This is a genomic window from Mesorhizobium sp. M1D.F.Ca.ET.231.01.1.1 (genome assembly GCF_003999155.2).
GTDB lineage: Bacteria > Pseudomonadota > Alphaproteobacteria > Rhizobiales > Rhizobiaceae > Mesorhizobium.
On record NZ_RZOZ02000008.1, the window covers coordinates 79,090 to 93,999 of the forward strand.

Annotated in this window: 13 protein-coding genes; 5 read left to right on the top strand and 8 right to left on the bottom strand. The window is 66.6% G+C overall.

Annotation, left to right across the window (positions count from 1 at the left end; translation table 11 throughout):
- Positions 1 to 266: 266 nt before the first annotated feature.
- The 3 genes from EN874_RS21030 to EN874_RS34425 are packed head-to-tail and all read right to left on the bottom strand — an operon-like array spanning position 267 to position 6,101.
- Positions 267 to 3,587, bottom strand: coding sequence for an error-prone DNA polymerase (locus EN874_RS21030; RefSeq protein WP_127427089.1), 3,321 nt, complete (start codon positions 3,585 to 3,587; stop codon positions 267 to 269).
- Positions 3,584 to 5,062, bottom strand: a complete 1,479-nt coding sequence (locus tag EN874_RS21035) for a DUF6504 family protein (protein ID WP_127427090.1) — start codon at positions 5,060 to 5,062, stop codon at positions 3,584 to 3,586. The genes EN874_RS21030 and EN874_RS21035 overlap by 4 nt, the downstream gene beginning before the upstream one ends.
- A complete protein-coding gene (locus tag EN874_RS34425; protein ID WP_127427091.1) occupies positions 5,004 to 6,101 on the bottom strand; it encodes a hypothetical protein in 1,098 nt (365 codons plus the stop codon). The genes EN874_RS21035 and EN874_RS34425 overlap by 59 nt, the downstream gene beginning before the upstream one ends.
- A gap of 182 nt (positions 6,102 to 6,283) precedes the next feature.
- Here EN874_RS34425 and EN874_RS21045 point away from each other — a divergent pair, with 182 nt between their 5' ends.
- The gene (locus EN874_RS21045) at positions 6,284 to 6,721 is read left to right on the top strand and encodes a metallopeptidase family protein (RefSeq protein ID WP_127427092.1); all 438 of its coding nucleotides are present in this window, start codon (positions 6,284 to 6,286) and stop codon (positions 6,719 to 6,721) included.
- A 232-nt stretch (positions 6,722 to 6,953) separates the two neighbouring features.
- Here EN874_RS21045 and EN874_RS21050 read toward each other — a convergent pair whose 3' ends face one another.
- Positions 6,954 to 7,160, bottom strand: a complete 207-nt coding sequence (locus tag EN874_RS21050; protein ID WP_127427093.1) for a DUF1737 domain-containing protein — start codon at positions 7,158 to 7,160, stop codon at positions 6,954 to 6,956.
- Between the two features lie 29 nt (positions 7,161 to 7,189).
- A complete protein-coding gene (locus EN874_RS21055) occupies positions 7,190 to 8,068 on the bottom strand; it encodes a CoA ester lyase (RefSeq protein ID WP_127427094.1) in 879 nt (292 codons plus the stop codon).
- 321 nt (positions 8,069 to 8,389) lie between these two features.
- Here EN874_RS21055 and EN874_RS21060 point away from each other — a divergent pair, with 321 nt between their 5' ends.
- From EN874_RS21060 to EN874_RS21075, 4 genes are all read left to right on the top strand, one after another.
- On the top strand, positions 8,390 to 9,952 hold the full coding sequence (locus EN874_RS21060; RefSeq protein ID WP_348631738.1) for a DUF4173 domain-containing protein: 1,563 nt from the start codon (positions 8,390 to 8,392) through the stop codon (positions 9,950 to 9,952).
- A 3-nt stretch (positions 9,953 to 9,955) separates the two neighbouring features.
- A complete protein-coding gene (locus EN874_RS21065) occupies positions 9,956 to 10,654 on the top strand; it encodes a response regulator transcription factor (RefSeq protein WP_127427095.1) in 699 nt (232 codons plus the stop codon).
- A complete protein-coding gene (locus EN874_RS21070) occupies positions 10,642 to 12,213 on the top strand; it encodes a HAMP domain-containing sensor histidine kinase (RefSeq protein ID WP_127427096.1) in 1,572 nt (523 codons plus the stop codon). The genes EN874_RS21065 and EN874_RS21070 overlap by 13 nt, the downstream gene beginning before the upstream one ends.
- 69 nt (positions 12,214 to 12,282) lie before the next feature.
- Entirely contained in the window at positions 12,283 to 13,449 is a 1,167-nt protein-coding gene (locus EN874_RS21075; RefSeq protein WP_127427097.1) for an FAD-binding oxidoreductase, read from the top strand.
- Between the two features lie 165 nt (positions 13,450 to 13,614).
- On the opposite strand, the gene EN874_RS21080 is transcribed toward EN874_RS21075, so the two are convergent.
- Genes EN874_RS21080 through EN874_RS21090 form a run of 3 tightly spaced genes read right to left on the bottom strand, consistent with a single transcriptional unit; the run spans position 13,615 to position 14,907 of the window.
- Positions 13,615 to 14,106 (bottom strand): SRPBCC domain-containing protein, encoded by a 492-nt coding sequence (locus tag EN874_RS21080; RefSeq protein WP_245513621.1) that lies wholly within the window; start codon positions 14,104 to 14,106, stop codon positions 13,615 to 13,617.
- Between the two features lie 34 nt (positions 14,107 to 14,140).
- Positions 14,141 to 14,590, bottom strand: coding sequence for an SRPBCC family protein (locus EN874_RS21085; protein WP_127427098.1), 450 nt, complete (start codon positions 14,588 to 14,590; stop codon positions 14,141 to 14,143).
- Positions 14,587 to 14,907 carry a metalloregulator ArsR/SmtB family transcription factor gene (locus EN874_RS21090; protein WP_126086805.1) on the bottom strand — a complete coding sequence of 107 codons (321 nt, stop codon included), beginning with the start codon at positions 14,905 to 14,907 and terminating at the stop codon, positions 14,587 to 14,589. The genes EN874_RS21085 and EN874_RS21090 overlap by 4 nt, the downstream gene beginning before the upstream one ends.
- Between the last annotated feature and the right edge of the window lie 3 nt (positions 14,908 to 14,910).

Sequence of the window (14,910 nt, forward strand, 5' to 3'; positions counted from 1 at the left end):
AAGGCAGCAACGCAGAGGTCGGCGATCCTTCGCGCCCCCCTCTGGCCTGCCGGCCATCTCCCCCACAAGGGGGGAGATTGGCAGCTTCGGCGCCTTGCCCATTCTGCAATGTTGGAGATTAGCGAAAGCCGGCGTGACATCTGATCTCCCCCCTTGTTGTGGGGGAGATGTCCGGCAGGACAGAGGGGGGCGCTGTCCTGCCGACATCAAAGTTGTGCATCGTGACGGAACCCGCAGTTGGGCCTCTGCTTCCTCGTGTCGTCGTCCTACTGAAAATTCCGCCCTTTCGGCATGACCTGTTGCGCGGTACTCGACAGCGTCTCGATGTCCTGGCGGACTGGCAGACTGCGGTTCGCCGGGGCAGACCGGTTTGCATCCGGCTGATGCTCGATTACGGGCGGCCGCAAAAGCACGCCCAGCCAGGGGGTCAAATCCTCGATCCTGTCGGCGACGATGTGGATGACATCCGATTCCTGCTGCAGCTTGCCGGTGACGCGGATGAAGCGCGCGCCCATCACGACAGAGCGGAAGCGGTCGAAGACGCGCGGCCAGATGATGACATTGGCGATCGCCTTCTCATCCTCAAGGGTGATGAAGATCGCATTGCCCTTGCCGGGACGCTGGCGCACCAGCACCAGGCCGGCGACGGTGACGCGGCGGCCGTCACGCACCGACGGCAGGCTGGCATTGGGCGTGATGCCGGCGCGGGTGAGCCGCTCGCGCAGGAAGGCGACCGGATGCTCCTTCAGCGACAGGCCGAGCGAGCGGTAGTCATGGACGACATGCTCGCCGAGCGGCATTTTCGGCAGCCTCGTCTCGGGCTCCAGCTCGCGCAGGCCGAGCGACGGCCGGTCGAACAGCGGCAGCTTTTCGGCAGCGCTCCTGCCGTCGAGCGCGCGCACTTCCCAGAGCGCGGCGCGGCGGTCGAGGCCGAGCGAGCGGAAGGCGTCGGCCTGCGCCAGTTTCTCGATCTCGCCGACATCGAGGCCCGAGCGCAGCCAGACATCCCTGACCGATCGATAGCCGTCGCCGCGACGGGCGACGGCGGCCTCCATGCGCTCCCCGGACAGTCCCTTGATCTGGCGGAAACCGAGCCGCACGGCATGAGCCGCCTCGATGACACCGCGCATCGAGGCATGACGTTCGAGGATGCGGGACGGATCGAAGGCCGACCTTTCCAGCGTGCAATCCCAGACGGAATGGTTGATGTCGACCTCGCGCACCTCGACGCCATGGTCGCGCGCGTCGCGGACGAGCTGGGCCGGCTGGTAGAATCCCATCGGCTGCGCGTTCAGGATCGCGGCGCAGAAAACGTCGGGAAAGAAGGTCTTGAACCAGCAGGAGGCATAGACCAGCAGCGCGAAGGACGCGGCATGGCTTTCGGGGAAGCCATATTCGCCAAAACCTTCGATCTGCTTGAAGCAGCGCTCGGCGAAGTCCTGCTCGTAGCCATTGTTCATCATGCCGTCGATCATGCGCTGGCGGTAATTGCCGATCGTGCCGGTGCGTTTGAAGGTCGCCATGGCGCGCCGCAATTCGTCGGCCTCGCCCGGCCTGAAGCCGCCGGCGACGATGGCGATCTTCATCGCCTGTTCCTGGAACAGCGGCACGCCAAGCGTCTTGCCAAGGATCTTCTCCAAGTCCGGGCTGGGATAATTGACGTCCTCCTTGCCCTGCCGTCTGCGCAGGTAGGGGTGCACCATGTCGCCCTGGATCGGGCCGGGCCGCACGATCGCCACCTCGATGACGAGATCGTAGAATTCGCGGGGCTTGAGCCGCGGCAGCATCGACATCTGGGCGCGGGATTCGATCTGGAAGACGCCGAGCGTATCGGCCCGGCAGATCATGTCGTAGACGCGAGGGTGCTCCGGCGGCAGGGAATTCAAGCCATAGGGCCGGCCGTAGTCGTCCCGCGCCGCCGGATAATGCTGCGTGAGCAGGGTCAGGGCGCGCTTCAGGCAGGTCAGCATGCCGAGCGCCAGCACATCCACCTTAAGGATCTTCACCGCGTCGAGATCGTCCTTGTCCCACTCGACCATCTTGCGCTCCTCCATCGCCGTCTTGACGATGGGCACGACCTCGTCGAGGCGGTCGCGGGTGATGACGAAGCCGCCGACATGCTGGGAGAGGTGGCGGGGGAAGCCCATGATCTCGTTGGCGCGCTCCAGCACCTGCCGCGACAGCGGATCGGTGCGGTCGAGGCCGCCGGCATTGGCTTCCCTTTCGCCGAGCTCGGAGGTCGACCAGCCCCAGATGGTGCTCGACAGGGCGCTCCTGACGTCCTCCGAAAGGCCCATGGCCTTCGCCACCTCGCGCAACGCCGAGCGGCCGCGATAGCTGATGACGGCGGCCGCGAGCGCGGTGCGCTTGGCACTGTATTTCTCGTAGATATAGGCGATGACCTCGTCGCGCCGCTCATGCTCGAAGTCGACGTCGATATCGGGCGGCTCGTTGCGCTCCTCGGAGATGAAGCGCTCGAACAGCGCATCGATCCGGTCGGGGCCGACCTCGGTGATGCCGATGCAGAAGCAGATGACGGAATTGGCGGCCGAGCCGCGGCCCTGGCAAAGGATGTCCTTGCTGCGGGCGAATTTGACGATGTCGTGGACGGTCAGGAAATAGCGCGCGTAATTCAGGCGCTCGATGAGCGCGAGCTCTTCCGCGATGCGCCGCGTGACATGGACGGGAACGCCGGCCGGATAGCGTCTTACGGCGCCTTCCCGCGCCAGGCGTTCGAGCTCGGCCTGCGGGCCGAGGCCGGATTCGGTCGGCTCGTCCGGATAATTGTACTCGAGATCGCTGAGCGAGAAGGTCAATTCGTCGGCGAAGCACAGCGTCTCGGCCAATGCCTCAGGATGGCGGCGGAAAAGGCGCGCCATTTCGAGCGGCGGCTTCAGGTGGCGCTCGGCATTGGCCGTCAGCTCCAGTCCGACCTCGGAAACCGGCGTGTTGAGGCGGATCGCGGTGAGCACGTCCTGCAGCGGCCGGCGGTCGGCGGCATGATAGAGCACGTCGTTGGTCGCCATCAGCGGAATGCCGGCATGTTTGGCCATCGCCGCCGCCTGCTCGATGCGGAAGCGGTCGTTGCCGCCGTAATCCGGCGCCACGGCGAGCCGGAGCGCTGCGCCGAAGCGACCCTTAAGCCGGCTAATGAGCGCCAGATTGCCTTCCGCGCCTCCCGACAGGCCGGGCAGCACCGCCAGCGACATCAGGTCGCCCCATTCGAGCAGGTCGCCGAGCTCGAGCAGCGTCGCGCCCTTCTCGTTCTCGTCGCGCAGATTGGCCTGCGTCAGCATGCGGCAGAGATGCCCCCAGCCCTTGCGGTCGCGGGGATAGGCGAGGATGTCGGGCGTGCCGTCGCGGAAAACCAGGCGGCAGCCCGGATGATAGGCGAGCTTCTCGACCTTGGCCTGCTGCCAGGCCCGCACGACGCCGGCAACCGTGTTCCTGTCGGCAAGGCCGATCGAGGAAAAACCGTAGAATTTGGCCGTCACCACCAGTTCCTCCGGCTTGGAGGCGCCGCGCAGGAAGGAGAAATTCGAGCTTATGCCGAACTCGGCATAGGGGATGGCGGTCAGCGCGTTCATGCGAAGACACCGTGCATGAACCAGCGCGGCGCGGCCTGCGCGGCGCCGCCGTAGAGGCCCTGGCGGTAGAGCCAGTAGCGGCGGCCCTCGCTGTCCTCGATGCGGTAATAGTCGCGCGTCGGCGCTTCCTCCTCGCCGGGCAGCCGCCGCCACCATTCGGCGGCGATGCGCTCCGGCCCTTCGGCGCGGGCCACACGATAAAGCGCGCGCCGCCAGCGGAAATTCATCGGCGGGCCCTCGGGGATCTCGGTCGCCGGCACCTCGATCGGCTCGGGCGAGCGGAACAGCCGCACCGGCCGCTCCGGCGGATAGATGGTCATCGGCGGGGCGGCCCGGTCGGATTGTTTCGGCGGCATGCGCCTTTGCGGCGCTTCCGCGAAAGGAACGATTGCGACGGCGCGTTCCGGCAGGTGGCTTTCGACGACGGCCGGCTTCAGCACGGCGGCCTCGCCGAGGCGGGCGCGGATGCGGTCGGCGAATAAAGCGATGTCGGCGTCGTCGTCGTCGGCCTCGCCGGCAAGGTCGCCCTGAGCCAAGTCGAAGGCGGCGACCGAAAGCACCGACAGCCGCACGAGGTCGAAGCCGAAGCCGGCATCGATGTTTTGCTCCAGCGCGGTCAGCCGCTCATGGAACAGTTTTCGGATCAGTTGCGGCTCGCGCATCGGGCGCGAGGTACCGACCGCGATGCGGCTGACGGCGCCGTCGACGCGGAAGAGGAGAAGGGCGAGCGCCCTGGCACCCTCGCCGCGGCGCTCGAGATCGGCCTTCAGAGCGATGGCAAGCCGGCTCACCAGCCGCTCGATGTCGTCGGTGAGCATGACCGGTTCGGCAAGATGGCGCTCGACCGAGAGCGGCGCCACGGGAAGGCGCGGCGACACGGCCTCGTCGAGGCGGCCGAGCGCCTGATCGAGGCGCAGAAGCAAGGTGGCGCCGAAGCGGCGGGCGAGCGGGGCGCGGGGCGCGGCCATCACCGCGCCCGCCGTGCGCAGGCCGACGCTTTCCAGGCTGGCGCGGGTCTCCGGCGCGATGCGCAGCGCGGACAAGGGAAGCGGCGCCAGAAGCGCCTCCTCCTCGCCGAAGGCGACGATGCGGTCGCCGTGGAAGCGCGCCGCCGCCCAGGCGGCTCCGGGCGTCGAGGCAAGGCCGGCGCGGACATCGAAGCCCTGCTCGAAGAAACGGGTGAGGATCTCGTCCTGCATGGCGCGCTCGCCGCCGAACAGATGCGTGCAGCCGGTGACGTCGAGGAAGAGCCCGTCCTCGCCGTCGATCGCCACCAGCGGCGTGTAGCGGTCGCACCAGTCGGCGAGGCCTTCGAGCAGACGGCGGTCGGCCTCCGTGTCGGCCTCCATCACATCGATCGACGGATGCATGGCGCGCGCATCGGCAATGCCCATGCCGCGCTTCAATTTGAGCGCCTCAGCCCGCTCGTCGAGGGCCGCGATGCGCTGGGTGTTGTTGTCGCGATGGCTGATCACCAGCGGTGGGTGAGGCGAGGGCAGGTGATGCGAGGGCCGGGAACGCCAGGACCGCCCCAGACGCTGGCGCAGGATCCGCTCCGCGCAAAGGTACGGGAACCACAGCGACAGAATTCTCTGTTCTTTCGGCAAAAGCGTGCTCATCGGGGTTCCACTCCAGTGTGAATTGTCCGGGCAGGGCCTTGCGGCTCTTGCCGATATCGACGGTGAAGGCGGGGCGGCCGATCGAGCCGGCGAGTGGGCCGGCGACCGTCCGGCGCGCTGCCGCCGGCGCGGCCGAGACGATGAGGCGCACGGGCGCGGCGGTGGGCTCGGCCTCGCCGGCCTGGCGCAGCAAAAGCACCGGGCGGCCGGCGCTTTGGGCGCGGGCGTGCAGCCGCCGCGTCGCGGTCAGGTCGAGGAGCCGCGGGCTGCCGCGGATCTCGAGGATGACGGCGGCGAAGGCCGTCATGCGGGCGGCCTCCTCGGCGATCCACAGCGCGTCGAGCAGTTTCGGCGCCTCGGAGAACAGCAATTGCTCGGGCTCGATGCCGAAGAGGGCGTGGAGCCCCTTGGCATAAGGAAAGCCGGCCTCGCGGAAGATCTCCGCCGTGCCGATCCAGAGGACCGGCAGGCCGTGCTTCTTTCTGAGGATCAGGCTGGTGAGGGAGAGCGCGAAGCCGGCGCCGGCGCCGGCATCGCGGGTCTCCAGCCCATGGATTTCGCTGAGCGCTGCCTTGGGCAGGCCGCCGCCGAGTGCCGCGTCGAGACCTTCGATGCCGGTGTGCAGGAAGGCATCCGGCGAGGCCACGGCAAGGCCGCGCCGGACAATGTTGGTCCCGGGGGTGATGCCCGATCCGGCGGCATCGCCAGCTATTTGTTTTTCCGCAATTCCGGACGGAAAACCGCTTCGCACTTTTCCTGGAATTGCTCGCCCCGGAATTGTTCGGGGCGCGCCGCTTGCCGGCGCTTCCAGGCGCTCGGGCAGCGTTCCCTCGATCTTCGCGATCTGGCGGCGCAGGGCAAAAACAGTTTCCCGCGCCACGACGCTCATCGCCATGACGTTCACTTCCGACAGCAGTTGTTCCTGTTATGTTCTTATAGATTCCAGAGGGCTTCGGAAGAGTCAAGCGGAGTCATAAAGAATTTATTCCTTCTCTCTTCAGCCTAAGGCGTCCCGCCAGCCGGCTCATTTGCCTCGATCGGCGCGAAAGCCTATATGCCGGGATCAAAGGAAATTTCATGGCCCGCATCTACAAGACCCGCACCTGGCACGACCAGCTCTCGCCGTCGATGGACGAAATGGAGCTTCTGGCGCTGGAGGCCTACGCCCATCTGCCGGAAGACTTCCGCAAGCTCACGGGCGAGATCATCATCCAGATCGCCGACTTCCCGACCGACGAGATCATGGACGACCTGTCGCTCGAGACGCCGTTCGACCTGCTCGGCCTGTTCGAGGGGCGCGGCATCGCCGATCGCTGGAACCCGCAGACCGGCGAGGGGCCGAACCGCATCACGCTCTATCGCCGCGCCATCCTCGACTACTGGGCCGAGAACGAGGAGACGCTGGGCGACATCGTCACCCATGTCCTGATCCACGAGATCGGCCACCATTTCGGCCTCTCGGACGACGACATGGAGCGGATCGAGGAGGCGGCCGAGCAAGCGGCGGCGGGGTAGAGACTGTTTGGAAATTCTACTCCGGCGGCCATCTGCTGGCGTTTTCTGCGCTTCCGGTGCTCACGGACCCAAATGTCCGCTCCGCTCCGGTTCTCGAAACCACCACCATATGACTCGCCAGAGCGAATTTCGAAACAGTCTCTGAGCGCTTTCGCCGTTTCCGGGCGCCGCCTCGTTCCTTCGCGCGCCCCTCTGCCCTGTTGGCATCTCCCAGGGAGAACTCGGCTGTAATCTACCAATCGCTGAGCTTGGTGTCGGGTCCGTATTCCTGGCCCTCGACGTCCTTCACCACGGCCTGGCCGCAGCGCATCGACTTGGTCGTCTTGTCATAGGCATAGGTCGGCGAGCCGAACAGGTGCCAGCCCTTGTTCAAGGCCGCCGTCACCTTGTGGCAGAAGGTGGCGTCGTCCGGACCAGACAGAAAGCGGTAAAGTTTCATTTTTTAACCCTGTCATGAATATCCGCGCATCATGCGCCGATGATTGCGGCCTTCGCCAGAAGTTTCTCGGCCTCGGCCAGATGCAGCCGCTCGACCATGCGGCCGTCCAGCGCGATGACGCCCTTGCCGGCATTTTCAGGCAGCGCGAACGCGTCCCTGATCGCGCGCGCCCTGGCCAGCGCCTCCGGCGCCGGCGCAAAGGCGCGGTTCGCCGGCTCGATCTGGGCAGGGTGGATCAGCGACTTGCCGTCGAAACCCATGGCGGCCGCCTCGGCGCATTCGCGGGCGAAGCCGTCCAAGTCGCTAAAGTCGTTGGCGACGCCGTCGATCACATCGAGGCCGCCGGCGCGGGCCGCGAGCACCAGCTGCAGCAGCCAGGGCATCAGATAGCGCCGGTCGGGCGTCGCCAGAATGCCGGTCGCCTTCACCAGATCATTCGTTCCGGCAACGAAACAAGCCAGACGAGACGCCCGGTCGCGGCCGAGCTCGGCGATGGCGCCGACGTTGAGCAGCGCCTTCGGCGTCTCGATCATCGCCCACAGCTTCACCGTATCCGGCGCGAAATTGTCATCGAGCAGATCGCCGGCCTCGAGGATGTCGCGCGGCGTGCCGACCTTGGGCAGAAGGATGGCGTCGGGCTCGGCCTTGGCGACGGCCAGCAGGTCGTCGATGCCCCATTTGCTGGAGAGCGGATTGACGCGCACCACCATCTCGCAACGCCGTTGGCGTCCGGCAAGGATGCCGGCAACCCTGTCGCGAGCGGTCGCCTTGTCGGCGGGCAGGACGGCGTCTTCCAGGTCGAGGATGACGGCGTCGCAGGCCAGCGAGGCGACCTTGGCCAGCGCCTTGTCGTTCGAGGCGGGGATGTAAAGCACCGAGCGGCGCGGTTTGTAAGGGTCAACGGCCATGGCCGATCTATGCCGCCTTGAGGCGGGTGAGGCAAGGCGCAGCCCCCTTGAGAGGTCTCAAGGGGAGATTGCGCCTGCACCAAATCTGCAAATCAATGCGGAAAACCTCCTCCAATCCGCCCCGACCCCACCGCGCCAGCGCGCCAAACAGCCGGCCATGCAAACACATCGCAAACCCCGCCGGTCCCTGCCGCGCCGGCTGCGCAACGAAGGCTGGTGGCTCGTCGAGCCGCAAGGTCCCACGGCGGCGGTGCTTCGCTTCACCCTGAAATCGCGTCCGGCATGGAGCCGCCGCATGACAAGCGGCGGGAAGGCGCAGCGATGACGACGATGACCATGCCGGCGCCGACGATGAAGAGGTCGCTCGCCCCGAGCTATTGCCGCCGCATCGGCGCCGGCATCCTGCTGGTGGCGCTCGCGGATTTCCTTTTCTACGGCCAGCCGGCCGGCATCACGGTCTTCCTGTTCGGCATCGTGCTTGCCGGCGCGGTCGTCGCCGTGCATCCCGCCGCCCTGAGCGACGGCCGGGTCTGGCTCAGGCCTCTCGCGCTTTTCGCAGCGCTGCTGCCGCTCATCGAAAATGTCAGCCCGCTATCGGTGCTGGTCGCGATCGTGGCGCTGGCGGCGTTCGCGCTGTCGCACGCCGGGCGGCTGCGCGCGGGCGTTGCCCGTATCGCCGGCCAGCTCTGCCTCTTCTCGATTGCGGCGCCATTCCGGTTCGTTCGCGACTTCTTCCGCTGGCGCAAGGTGGCGCGCCGGCTCGGGCGGCGGCGCATCCGGCTGGCAGCGACCGCCGTCTGGGCGATGCCGCTGACCCTCGGCGCCGTCTTCCTGGCGCTGTTCGGCGTCGCCAACCCGATCATCGAACACTGGCTGTCGCTGATCGACCTCTACGCGCTGCTGGAACGCATCGAGGTCGGGCGGCTTGTCTTCTGGGTGATCGTACTGGCCGGCGCCTGGGCTTTCCTAAGGCCGCGCCTGCCCCGCTTCCTGTCAGGCATCAAGCGGGTCGCGCGCGCCGCGCCGGCGGCGCGGCCGGCGAGAACCGCGGCCGAGGACATCATCTTCGGCAAGGCGGCCATCCTGCGCGCGCTGATCGTCTTCAACGCCCTGTTCGCCGTGCAGACGGTGCTCGACGCCGCCTATCTCTGGGGCCGCGTGGCACTCCCGGACGGGCTGACCTATGCCGCCTATGCGCATCGCGGCGCCTATCCACTGGTCGTCACCGCGCTGCTCGCCGCCGGCTTCGTGCTGGCGGCGCTGAGACCCGGCAGCGAGACCTCGAGCGACCCGCTGATCCGTGGGCTGGTCTATCTCTGGGTGGCGCAGAACATCGCGCTGGTCGTCTCCTCGATCTTGAGGCTGAACCTCTATGTCGGCGTCTACGCGTTGACCTATCTGCGCGTCGCCGCCTTCATCTGGATGGGACTGGTGGCGGCAGGGCTGGCGCTCATCATCGCCCGCATCGCGCTCCAAAAATCCGGCGAATGGCTGCTCTCCGCCAATCTTCTGACGCTTTCGGCGGCGCTTTATGCCTGCTGTTTCGTCAACTTCGCCGCGCTGATCGCCAACTACAATGTCGACCATTCCCTCGAAATGACCGGACAGGGCGTTCCCCTCGACATCTGGTATGTGCGGTCGCTAGGTGCGGGCGCATTTCCCGCCCTCGACCGCTTCATTGACCGTCACGCCCCGACGAACGCCGAAGATCCAGCCTTTCGCCAACTAATAGGGATACGCCCGGTCGACGAAGGCGCGTATCGCGCTGTCCTGAATCACTGGCGGGCCTGGAGCTTTCGCGACTGGAGGCTTTTGCGCTATCTCGACAGGCGCGGCTCGCTTGCCAATCCTGCCGTCACCCAACCTTATGCGCCGGGCCACTGATCGATGCCGCACACCATCCTCGTCGCCGACGACGACCCGCATATCCGCGAGATCATCTGCTTCGCGCTGGAAAAGGCCGGCATGAGGACGCAGGCCGTCGCCGACGGCGGCGCCGCCCTCGAGGCCGTCGGGCGGCGGGCGCCCGACCTCATCGTGCTCGACATCGGCATGCCGGAGATGGACGGGCTGGAGGTCTGCCGGCGGCTCAGGCAGCGCTCCGACGTGCCGGTGCTGTTCCTGTCGGCGCGCGACGAAGAGATCGACCGTATCCTTGGCCTCGAAATGGGCGGCGACGACTATGTGACGAAGCCGTTCAGCCCGCGCGAGCTGGTCGCCCGCGTCAACGTCATCCTGCGGCGCGCGCGTCCTCAGGCGGCGGCGGAGGAAGAGGACGGCCGGCAGTTCGCGCATGGCAAGCTCGTGCTTGTTCCGGCAAGCCATGCCGCGAGCTTCGACGGCAAGCCGCTCACCTTCACGGCCATCGAGTTCGCCATCATAAAAGGGTTTCTCGCCCGCCCGCTTCATGTGCTCGGCCGCGACGTGGTGATGGCCAACGCCTATCAATCGAACATCCATGTCTCGGAACGCACCGTCGACAGCCATATCCGCAACATCCGCGCCAAGCTGGCGGCCGTCGGCTGCCTTGACGCGATCGCGACCGTGCATGGCGTCGGCTTCCGGCTCGGCCGATGCGGTGGTTGAGCAAGGAAAGATGGCGGCCCAGGCTCGCCACCGTCGTGGTCGCCATCCTGATCGTGGTGATGGCGCTGCCGCTGGTCGGGCTGTTCTTCTTCCGGCTCTATGAGAACCAGCTGATCCGCCAGACCGAGGCCGAGCTCATCGCGCAGGGCGCGGTCGTTGCCGCCATCTATGCCGATGCGGTGCGCGCTGCTGGCATTTCGCCTGAAAAGCTCGGCGCGCAAATCCCCCCGATTCATGACAGCGTCAACTATCCTTACGAACCGATCGAGCCGCAGCTCGACCTTGCCTCCGACTATGTCATGCCATCGCGCCCGGCGGGTCTTCCCGCGGTGGCCGATCCGGCTTTCGCGGCCATCGGGGCGCGGCTCGACGGTATTCTCGACGAGACGCAGAAGACGACGCTCGCCGGCTTCCGGCTGCTCGACCCGCATGGCGTGGTGATTGCCGGCGGCGGTGAGGTGGGCTTGTCGCTCGGCCAGGTCGCGGAGGTGCGGCAGGCGCTTGCGGGCTCCTATGCCAGCGAGCTCCGCCTAAGGATCCCCGACCAGCCGGTGCCGCCGCTTTATTCGGTGAGCCGCGGCACCAAGGTGCGCGTCTTCGTCGCCCTGCCGGCCGAAGTGGGAGGCAGGGTCGCCGGCGTGGTCTATCTGTCGCGAACGCCCAACAACATCGTCAAGCATCTCTATGGCGAGCGCGGCAAGGTGACCTTGGCGGCGATCGCCATCCTCGGCGGCACGCTGCTGATCGCGCTGGTGTTCATCCGCACCGTCAGCCGGCCGATCTATGCGCTGATCGAGCGGACGAAACGCATCGCCGCCGGCGACCGCGAAGCGATCAAGCCGCTCGACCATCACGGCACGCGCGAGATGGCGGCGCTGTCGGCCGCCTTCCTCGACATGGCCGCCAAATTGCAGGCGCGCTCCGACAGCATCCAGACCTTCGCCACCCATGTCTCGCACGAGCTGAAATCGCCGCTGACGGCGATCCAGGGCGCGGCCGAGCTGCTCAGGGATTCCGGCGGGACGATGGACGAGGCCGAGCGGCGGCGTTTCTCCAACAACATCGTCACCGATGCCGGCCGGCTCAATCTCCTGGTGCGCCGGCTGCTCGAACTGGCGCGCGCCGAAAACCTGGCGCCGAGCGGCGAAAGCACGACGCTCAAGGCGGCGCTGGCGCTGCTGCCGGTCGACGCCAGGCTGGAGGCGCGCGTCGAGGCCGGCGGTGATATCGGCCTCGGCATTTCGGGCGAGAACCTCGCGATCGTGCTTGCCAATCTCATCGACAATTCGGCGCGGCACGGCGCCGGGAAGGTGACGGTCGGCGCCGAAAGAGCAGGCGAAAGAGCGGCTGTCCATGTCGGCGACGACGGCGACGGCATTTCGGCCAGCAACCGCGCAAAAGTGTTCGAGCCGTTCTTCACCACACGGCGCGAGGCCGGCGGCACCGGCATGGGGCTCGGCATCGTGCTGGCCCTCCTGAAAGCGCATGATGGCACGATAACGCTGGTTGACTCCGAGCGCGGCACGCGCTTCGAGATCAATCTGCCTTTATCAAGTTGAGCATGATCTTATCCGAAGACCGGTACCCACTTTTCGGGATCATGCTCTGGAGCCGGAGAGCCGAAAGAAGTGCGCTACGACATCGTCATCATCGGCGGGGCCATCGTCGGGTCCTCGGTCGCCTATTATCTGCGCGAAGAGGGCTTTACCGGCTCCATCGCGCTGATCGAGCGCGATCCTCAATTCTCCCATGCGGCGACGACGCTGTCCTGCGCCTCGATACGCCAGCAGTTCTCGATCGGGGAGAACATCCGCCTGTCGCAGTTCACGCTGAAACTGTTCCGGCGGCTGAAGGAAACCTTCGGCGCCGATGCCGATATCGGTTTTCGCGAAGGCGGCTACCTGATCCTCGCCGGCGAGGCCGGGCTGCCGATCCTGAAGGCCAATCACGAGGCGCAGATCGCCGAGGGCGCCGACATCGTGCTGGAGGACGCCGGGCAGCTGACGCGCCGCTTTCCATGGCTATCGACCGAAGGCATTTCGGCCGGCGCCTACGGCCGCAGCGGCGAAGGCTGGTTCGACGCCCATGCGCTGCTGATGCTGTTCCGCAAGGCGCTGCGCGAGAAGAATATCGACTTCATCGCCGCCACGGTCACCGGCATCGCGCGCCAGGGCAATCGCGTCACCGCAGTGAGCCTCAACAATGGCGACACGCTTAAAGCCGGCATCGTCATCAACGCCGCCGGCCCCAACGCCGGCAAGGTGGCGGCTTTGGCCGGGCTCGCGCTGCCGGTCGAGCCGCGCAAGCGCAACGTCTTCGTCTTCGAGGCGCGCGAGAAATACGCCGACATGCCGCTGCTGGTCGACCCCTCCGGCATCTATGTGCGGCCTGAAGGGTCGGTCTACATCACCGGCGGCGCCGAGCCGGAGGAAGGCGACCATGCGCCCGATCCCACGGATTTCGAGGTGAATTGGCCGCTGTTCGAGGAGGTGATCTGGCCGACTTTAGCCACCCGCATCCCGGCCTTCGAGGCGATCAAGCCGACGCGCGCCTGGGTCGGGCATTACGACTACAACACGCTCGACCAGAACGCGGTCATCGGCCCGCATCCGGAGGTCGAAAACTTCCTCTTCGCCAACGGCTTCTCCGGTCACGGCCTGCAGCAGGCGCCGGCGGTCGGCAAGGCGCTCGCCGAGCTCATCGTGCATGGCGGCTACCGGACTGTGGATTGCTCGGCCTTCGGGTATGTGCGCGTGGCGGAGGGAAGGGCGTTCCGGGAGCTGAATGTTATCTAGCGGGCTCCCCCTTCCCCCCCTTGTGGGGGAAGGTGTCGCCGAAGGCGACGGATGAGGGGTGTTCCAGGGAACGCCAGGGTCTCACTCCGCTGGAGCACCCCTCATCCGTCTCGGCGCTCCGCGCCGATCCACCTTCTCCCACAAGAAGAAGGGGAGAAGGGGGCGCTACGCCGCCTGCCTTCCCGCAACAAAATACCTCTGCAGCCACCCGAGCACCCGCGCCCATCCCTCCGCATGCTCGGCGGCGGCGTCCGGGAAGCCGGCGAAACCGCCGTGGCAGATGGTGAGCCGCGTGCCGCAAACGGTCGGCTCCAGCAGATAGGCGACCGTCGTCTCGTGACGGCCGAGCGTCGGATGGTCCCAGTCATAGCGCCGGGTCTGCACGATGCGGCGCGGCGTCTCGATCTCGATGAAGGTGCCGCCGGCGGGCAGGGGCCTGCCGTCGGCCGTTCGCACCGTGACGCTCCAACGCCCGCCGACGCGAAGATCGGCGGTCCAGCCGGTCATCCGGTAGGTGTCGGTCGAGCCCCACCAGCGCTCGACGTCGCTGGTGACGAGCGCTGCGACGACCTGCTCCGGCGAGGCGAGAATTTCGGCCGAAGCCATGACCGTCTCGCCGTTCGCCATGGCTCGCGGCCAGTCATGCGGCAGCATCATTGCAACCTCCTTGGCGGCTGTCCGGCGACGAAGCTCAACCCTTTGACGGCGGGCGCTCATAGCCCTTGCCGGTCTCGAGCAGGCTCTTCAGGCTCGACAGCACCAGCGGCCAGCCCTTGGCCACGTTTGCGATCAGCTTGTGCGGGCCGTCGGCCTCGTGGGTGACAGCAAGCTTCATCAGCTCGCCATCCTGCTCGATGGTGAAGGTGCAGCGGGTGTAGCCGTCCTCCTTCACCTCAGGCATCCATTCGTTGCGCCATTTGATGACGAGGCGCCTTGGCGGGTCGATCTCGAGGATCTCGCCCGAGTCGGCAACGCGGCCGTCGGGAAACATCAGTTTCCAGCTCGAGCCGACCTTCCAGTCGCTCTCCTGATAGGAGCAGAGGAAGAACTGGCGGTTGAATTCCGGGTCGGTCAGCGCTGTCCAAAGCTTTTCGGGCGTGGTGCGGATGTAGGTGATATAGACGAAGCTGTTGTTGCTCACGGCTCTTCCCTTTCAAGTCGTTTCTTCAGGTCGCTCAATGCATCCAGCCGATGGCGCTCGAACTTGCCGATCCAGCGCTCGGCGATCTCGTTGATCGGAACGGGGTTGAGGTAATGCTCCTTCTCCCGGCCCCGGCGGACAGTGGTGACGAGGTTTGCTTCTTCCAGGATCGCCAGGTGCTTGGTCACCGCCTGGCGCGTCATCTCCATCCGTTCGCAGAGCGCGTTCAGCGTCTGCCCGTTCCGGGCATAGAGGCTGTCCAGCAATTGCCGGCGGGTCGGGTCGGCCAAAGCGCGAAAGACGGCATCCATGCTCATGAC